Source organism: Vibrio sp. YIC-376, assembly GCF_052353105.1.
Taxonomy (GTDB): Bacteria; Pseudomonadota; Gammaproteobacteria; order Enterobacterales; family Vibrionaceae; genus Vibrio.
In genome coordinates this window covers 44,905-51,050 of record NZ_JBBWFK010000022.1, presented here as the reverse complement: position 1 = coordinate 51,050, position 6,146 = coordinate 44,905, and the positions used below count along the sequence as shown (strand labels likewise).

Here is a 6,146-nt window from a genome sequence, read left to right as displayed (position 1 = left end):
CACCCGTCCGCCGCTCGCCGCCCAACAAATCCCCCGAAGGTTCAATGTTGTCGCTGCCGCTCGACTTGCATGTGTTAGGCCTGCCGCCAGCGTTCAATCTGAGCCATGATCAAACTCTTCAATTTAAGATTTTGTCGGCTCAATGAATACTGAACATTACATAAGTAATGTTTGAATTGACTGTGCTCCTTATTGGTTTTTACTTTTGAAAAAGTAAAACAAAACAGCTCAAGGCTGCTTTCCAATTTGGAATGGTCACTTCGTATCATTGAAACCTAATTTGAAACCGAAGTTTCTAATTGGATTATCATCAACGAGTGCCCACACAGATTGATAGGTTTATATTTTTAAAGAGCTTTTCTGACTCGCCTTTCGCTTTCGCGTCCCGGTGTCAGGGGTGCGTATCTTACGCTTCCCGATTTGAGAGTCAAGCATTTTTTCAAATTTCTTTTTCTCTCGTTTCCGACTCGCTGCGTGACTTTCGTCTCACTCCGTGTCGGTGGATGCGCAGTATAGGGAGTTACGAAATTAGCGCAACCCTTTTTTTTAAAAAAACTTTCAAGCGGTCACTTATTAGTCAATACGATAAAAATCGCATATTTCTTCGTCACATTTGAGACATATCACAGCAATTGGTTGGAAAAACACCAACCATATACGTAAGATTCATGTGTCTATTATGTTAATTAGGCAAACGATCTCTCTATCATCTATGTGTAGTAATCAAAATGACGTCTAAAAAAATTCTGATTTCATGTGCCGGATTGGCCGTCATTGGGGGAGTGATATTCTCTCAATTCGCCATTTCACCCGCGCTAAGCTTTCTTCTCGGTGTTGTCGCTACTGCTTTTCTGTTTTCATTTTCTAGCCAAACACCAACCGAACAACCGACTGACTCTGAACCGTCAACGAAAACACTGTATGTAGGCAACCTACCTTATAAAGCAAATGAGAGCCACGTGCGCGACTTATTTGCAGAATATGGACAGGTCTACGCTGTGCGCCTAATGAAGGATAAGCGCACTGGTAAAAGAAGAGGATTTGGATTTGTTGTAATGGCAGCGGAGGATGCCAACCCAGCCATCTCTAAGCTAAATGAGAGAGTATATCTGGACCGAACGCTGAAAGTGCGTATTGCTAACGATCCTAAACATCCTGAAGACGATAAACTTGAACAGGACTAAAGCCTAACTTCGCCAAACAGGTATTCAGTGCATCTTCTTGCCAAGGAGTTGCACTGGCATAAATTTGCTTTTCCCCTTCTTCGAATGTTTCGTCCGTTTGTTCACTGCACAGTAATGCTTTCACTCGGCGTGCAATCGCCTCACCAGAATCCACCAATGTAACGTTTCCACCCAGAGCCTGATGGATCTCTTCTTTAATGAGAGGAAAGTGTGTACAGCCTAGAACCGCGACATCCACTTTATTCCGTAGTGGTTCGAGGATGCTTTCCAGCTCTGAAATACAAACTTCTTTACCACGTAGCTTTTCTTCGGCGATGTCGACCAAACGCGTTGAGCCCAGAAGCTCTACAGATTTGCCCTGAGCATAATCTCGGATCAATTTGTGCGTATATTGTCTCGTGACAGTGGCAGGTGTCGCAATTAATCCCACGCCTTTGGAAGCAAGTAATGACGCAGGCTTGATGGCCGGCACTACACCCACAACAGGGATCGACAGCTTTTCACGCAATGATGGAAGAACGATGGTACTCGCGGTATTACAAGCTATAACGACGATATCAACCTTATACTCATCGACTAACGCAGATACGAGCTGGTTCACGCGGGAAATAAGAACGCTCTGTTCCAGCTCGCCATATGGGTAAGCCTGATTGTCGAATAGATAGAGGTAATCCAGTTGCGGCAAAAGGCGATGTATTTCTTTAAATACAGATAGCCCGCCAACACCAGAGTCAAACACTAGAACTTTTTTCTTATTCGCTACTCGCACGAGTCTTACCTAAACAATACAAACGCTGCGATCATACTCTCTCGATTTGTTTTGGCAATGCATTGGCTTGGTATCTTTGATGACTGAACCTCTCCCCTATCTCGACGCCTAACTTAACCAGTTCTATATAACCTTGAAAAGAAGGGGTGGATGTCACTAAGGTGTGGAATTCGCCATCTTCCCCACAGGGATCGACATGACTTGGTAGTGACTCGACTAAAGTTTTGTCATACCAACGACCACACCAATCTGATGATAGAGCTTGACCATCCGTCGTTATCAGCATGGTTTGAATACCGCGATCAATGATTTCCAACGCTAGTGATTCACTGTCTTCGCCCAATAAAGGGAATACACACTGCCACCCTGCTGGTTCAATATAACTACGTCGATAGTCGGCGATACCATTACAGAACATGTCACCAAACGCGACGGCTTCTATGTTTAACCCACTCTCAGTTAATGCACTAACAATTGTGGATTGATATACCTGATTGCTAGGAAAGACTTCGGGTAACTCGATTTTGATGAGAGGTAAGTGCAGTAAGTCAGCTTGCATCTGTACTACTTCAAGCGGTGTTGCTTGAAAGGGAACTTCGTCGCCGACATAAGTCGTGTAGAGCCCAACAACCTGATAGTTTGGGTTTTCTTGTAGTCTTTCTAAGGTCAAAGTGGAGTCTTTACCACTCGACCAGCTGATTATTACGCGTTTTGGTTTACTCATGATGCCTCCATACCGATTAGAAATAGCAAAAACCGCCCGAAGGCGGTTTTAGTTCATCAATACGGTTAGAATTGGTAACCGATGTTTAAGTAGTAAGCACGCTCTGCCGCAGGATAACCCAGCGCCATTTCATACTCTTCATCAAACAAGTTATCAACGCGAGCGCTAATGGTAGTTGAGTCATTTGGGTAGTAAGTGACTGCTGTATCCACCAGTGAGTAAGAAGGCATGTTCACGTCTTGAGATGGCCAAGAGTTGTAGTCAACATCTGGGCGCTTACCTACGTATAGATAGCTAATAGCCCAATCAACCTTGTCAAAGTTCACAACCGCATTCCACTTATACATCTCTTTGGCACGACGTTGCAGCTGCTCACCCTCATCATCTTCAGCGTCTTTGTAATCGGCGCTCAATTGATGCTGAACAATACCGGTTTCGAACTCAGCAACCAATTCAACGCCTTGAATGTGAGTTTCACCATCAACATTCAAGTATTTGTATGTCGTCGGATGGTAGTCGATAAGGTTGGTGATTTTGTAGTCATAACCCGTTAGTGACCAGAAAACGCCTTGGACATCACCACTAAAGCTGATTTCCCATGCATCAGATTCTTCCGGTTTAAGGTCTTTTTCACCATAAGTCGGGTCGTATTGCTGATAAAGGTTAGGCGCTTTAAAAGCAGTGCCGAAAGAAGCTTTCGCACCAAATTCTGGGATGAACTGGTAACCTGCAGCCAAACTGTAAGTAAACTCGCTACCATATTCTTCGTTATCATCAACACGGACACTACCTTCGAACATAGCATTTTCAATAGTGGTGGTTGCCATGCCAAATAATGCGCCATTGGTGCGATCGAACGTTTTATTTGCGTTCTTATCGAGGTATGACTCATTACGCCAGTCGATACCACCAGCAAACGTTGTATCGTTGTTTAGAAGATAACTGTTAGTCCACTGTACATTTTGCTGCTCTAGCTCATCTTCTGTACCAGAGTGCTTACCTGCCGACTTCTCATAGTTCCATGACTTTTGCTTTTGAGCCGTCACTTGTAACTCAGACATCAGGTTGTCAGATTGGTATTTACCTCCAAGCGTGGCTGAAAAATCATCTTTCTCTGCTTCGTAGTAACTACGACTGCCATAGCTGCTGTCATACTGATAGACATTCTCGTACGCACGGAAATTACCAAACGCTGACCACTGTTTATCAAAGTTATGTACGTAGCCAATCAGGCCATTCTTACTTTCAAAACCATGACGATCGCCATCGTTTATCCCAGCGACAGGGCGAACGTTGTAGCCTTCGTCGCTTTCTGTACCCAAAGCAAGATTCAATTGACCACTGTCACTGACTTTAATGCCGGAAGCAACACTCAGCTCTTGATAATCCAGGCTGCCGAGACCTGCACTCAGCTTAGTTCCTGCATCTTCAGCGCGAGCCACGGTGATGATATTAATAACACCACCAATCGCTTCAGAGCCGTACAACGATGCACGTGCACCACGCACATACTCAATGCGCTGAACATAAGTCAGAGGGATCTGGTTAAAATCAACGGCGCCTTTCGCTGCACGTGCAAAACGCACACCATCCACCAGCACCAAAACTTGGTCTGAGCTAGTGCCACGCACAAACAGAGAGGCCAACTGACCACGTCCACCATTTTGTGATACCTGAATACCAGTAAGTCGACGCAGTACGTCTGGAAGCGTCTTCGCTTGGATACGGTCGATATCCTGACGGGTCACCACTTCCACGTCGGCAAGCGTATTGCTTTGTGCTTGTTCAAAACGGTTAGCCGTAACAACGATGGTTTCGTCAGCGGAAATTTCTTGGGCCTGTAGATAAGAGACAGGTGAAAGCAGCGATGCCAGAGTGATCGCCAATGCGGATTTTTTCATTGTATTGTCCTAAATCGCGTAATTCCATCTGAGCCCTACCGTTGTCGGCAGTCCAGTGCTGTGGCTCAGTTGCTGGCAGGTATTCGGACTTAAGAGCCTGGCTGTTACCCCACCTACTCGCTCGACTTCCCACATCAACCAATGCAGTGTCATTACAAGCTTTCGTTCTCTTTTACCGCTGCGCGTCAGTTCTGGAGTCCCACCAGATTCCCATTTCAGCCATCTAGATTGCTAGATAGCACCAGCTTGAGGCAAATACTATTCAGCTATGGATTATTTGTCCAGCCAATATTGTCCTTATGAATGCTAATGTTTTCTGATTGGTTTTCTCCCAACGTTATACACACTATCTTTAAATCAATTCCGGTACAAAGCTGGACATAGCGATGAGATTGAATAAAATCTGCGCTCTTAAATTGAATGCACCATAAAAGGTAAGATCATGGCTACTCTTGATGTAAACCCACAACACTACCAAGAACAACTGGCTGAAAAAGTCGAACGTCTCACTGATATGTTCGCGCCATACACCGTGCCAGAACTGGAAGTGTTTGAATCACCAGAGCAGCATTACCGTATGCGTGCTGAGTTCCGCGTCTGGCATGAAGGTGAAGACCTGTACTACATCATGTTTAATCAGGAAACTCGTGAAAAATACCGTGTTGACCAGTTCCCTGCCGCGAGCCGCCTGATTAATGACTTGATGCCGCTACTGATTGAAGCGATGAAAGACAACGAATCACTGCGTCGTAAATTATTCCAAGTGGACTTTCTCTCTACGCTTAGCGGCGAGATTCTGGTTTCTCTGCTTTACCATCGTCAGCTTGATGATGAGTGGATTGAAAATGCAAAAGCGATGAAACAACGCCTGAATGATGAAGGGTTCAACCTCAACATCATCGGCCGTGCACGTAAGATGAAAATCATCCTCGACCAAGACTATGTGGTTGAGAAGCTAGACGTTAACGGTCAAACCTACATTTACCAACAAGTCGAAAACAGCTTTACACAACCAAACGGTAAAGTAGCTGAAAAGATGTTGGAGTGGGCCGTTGACTGCACACAAGAGAGCACGGGCGATCTATTAGAACTGTACTGTGGTAACGGTAACTTCTCTTTAGCACTGGCACAAAACTTTGACCGCGTTCTGGCGACTGAGTTGGCAAAACCATCTGTGGATTCGGCGCAGTACAATATTGCCGCGAACAAAATTGATAATGTACAAATCATTCGAATGTCTGCAGAAGAGTTTACCGAAGCGATGGAAGGTAAGCGCGAGTTCCGCCGTCTGAAAGACAACGGTGTGGATTTAAAAAGCTACAACTGCAACACGATATTTGTCGATCCACCACGCTCAGGGATGGATGTCGATACCTGTAAAATGGTGCAAGGTTACGACCGCATTATGTACATCTCATGCAACCCTGAAACACTCAAAGATAACTTGGACATTTTGAGCGAAACGCACAAAGTAACGCGTTTTGCTCTGTTTGATCAATTCCCATACACCCACCACATGGAAGCGGGTGTATTACTCGAACGCAAGTAAGTCAGCGTAAGAAATAGAG

Annotated in this window: 5 protein-coding genes, 1 rRNA gene and 1 riboswitch; of the genes, 2 read left to right on the top strand and 4 right to left on the bottom strand. The window is 45.0% G+C overall.

Annotation, left to right across the window (positions count from 1 at the left end):
• Nucleotides 1–125 (bottom strand): 16S ribosomal RNA (locus WJM94_RS22990); the annotation flags it as partial.
• A 603-nt stretch (nt 126–728) separates the two neighbouring features.
• Between WJM94_RS22990 and WJM94_RS22985 the strand changes: the two genes are divergently transcribed.
• Nucleotides 729–1,184 (top strand): RNA recognition motif domain-containing protein, encoded by a 456-nt coding sequence (locus WJM94_RS22985; RefSeq protein ID WP_444496493.1) that lies wholly within the window; start codon nt 729–731, stop codon nt 1,182–1,184.
• Here the strand turns inward: WJM94_RS22985 and murI are convergent.
• The 3 genes from murI to btuB all read right to left on the bottom strand — a co-directional run bounded on the left by murI (nt 1,147) and on the right by btuB (nt 4,578).
• Nucleotides 1,147–1,953 carry a glutamate racemase gene (gene murI / locus WJM94_RS22980; RefSeq protein WP_444496492.1) on the bottom strand — a complete coding sequence of 269 codons (807 nt, stop codon included), beginning with the start codon at nt 1,951–1,953 and terminating at the stop codon, nt 1,147–1,149. The two genes, WJM94_RS22985 and murI, sit on opposite strands and share 38 nt — an antisense overlap.
• Nucleotides 1,954–1,984: 31 nt before the next feature.
• Nucleotides 1,985–2,677 carry an ATPase gene (locus WJM94_RS22975; RefSeq protein ID WP_444496491.1) on the bottom strand — a complete coding sequence of 231 codons (693 nt, stop codon included), beginning with the start codon at nt 2,675–2,677 and terminating at the stop codon, nt 1,985–1,987.
• Between the two features lie 65 nt (nt 2,678–2,742).
• Nucleotides 2,743–4,578 carry a TonB-dependent vitamin B12 receptor gene (btuB, locus tag WJM94_RS22970; RefSeq protein WP_444496490.1) on the bottom strand — a complete coding sequence of 612 codons (1,836 nt, stop codon included), beginning with the start codon at nt 4,576–4,578 and terminating at the stop codon, nt 2,743–2,745.
• A gap of 57 nt (nt 4,579–4,635) precedes the next feature.
• A riboswitch (cobalamin riboswitch) is annotated at nt 4,636–4,837 on the bottom strand.
• A 183-nt stretch (nt 4,838–5,020) separates the two neighbouring features.
• Between btuB and trmA the strand changes: the two genes are divergently transcribed.
• On the top strand, nt 5,021–6,127 hold the full coding sequence (trmA, locus tag WJM94_RS22965) for a tRNA (uridine(54)-C5)-methyltransferase TrmA (protein ID WP_444496489.1): 1,107 nt from the start codon (nt 5,021–5,023) through the stop codon (nt 6,125–6,127).
• Nucleotides 6,128–6,146 lie beyond the last annotated feature (19 nt).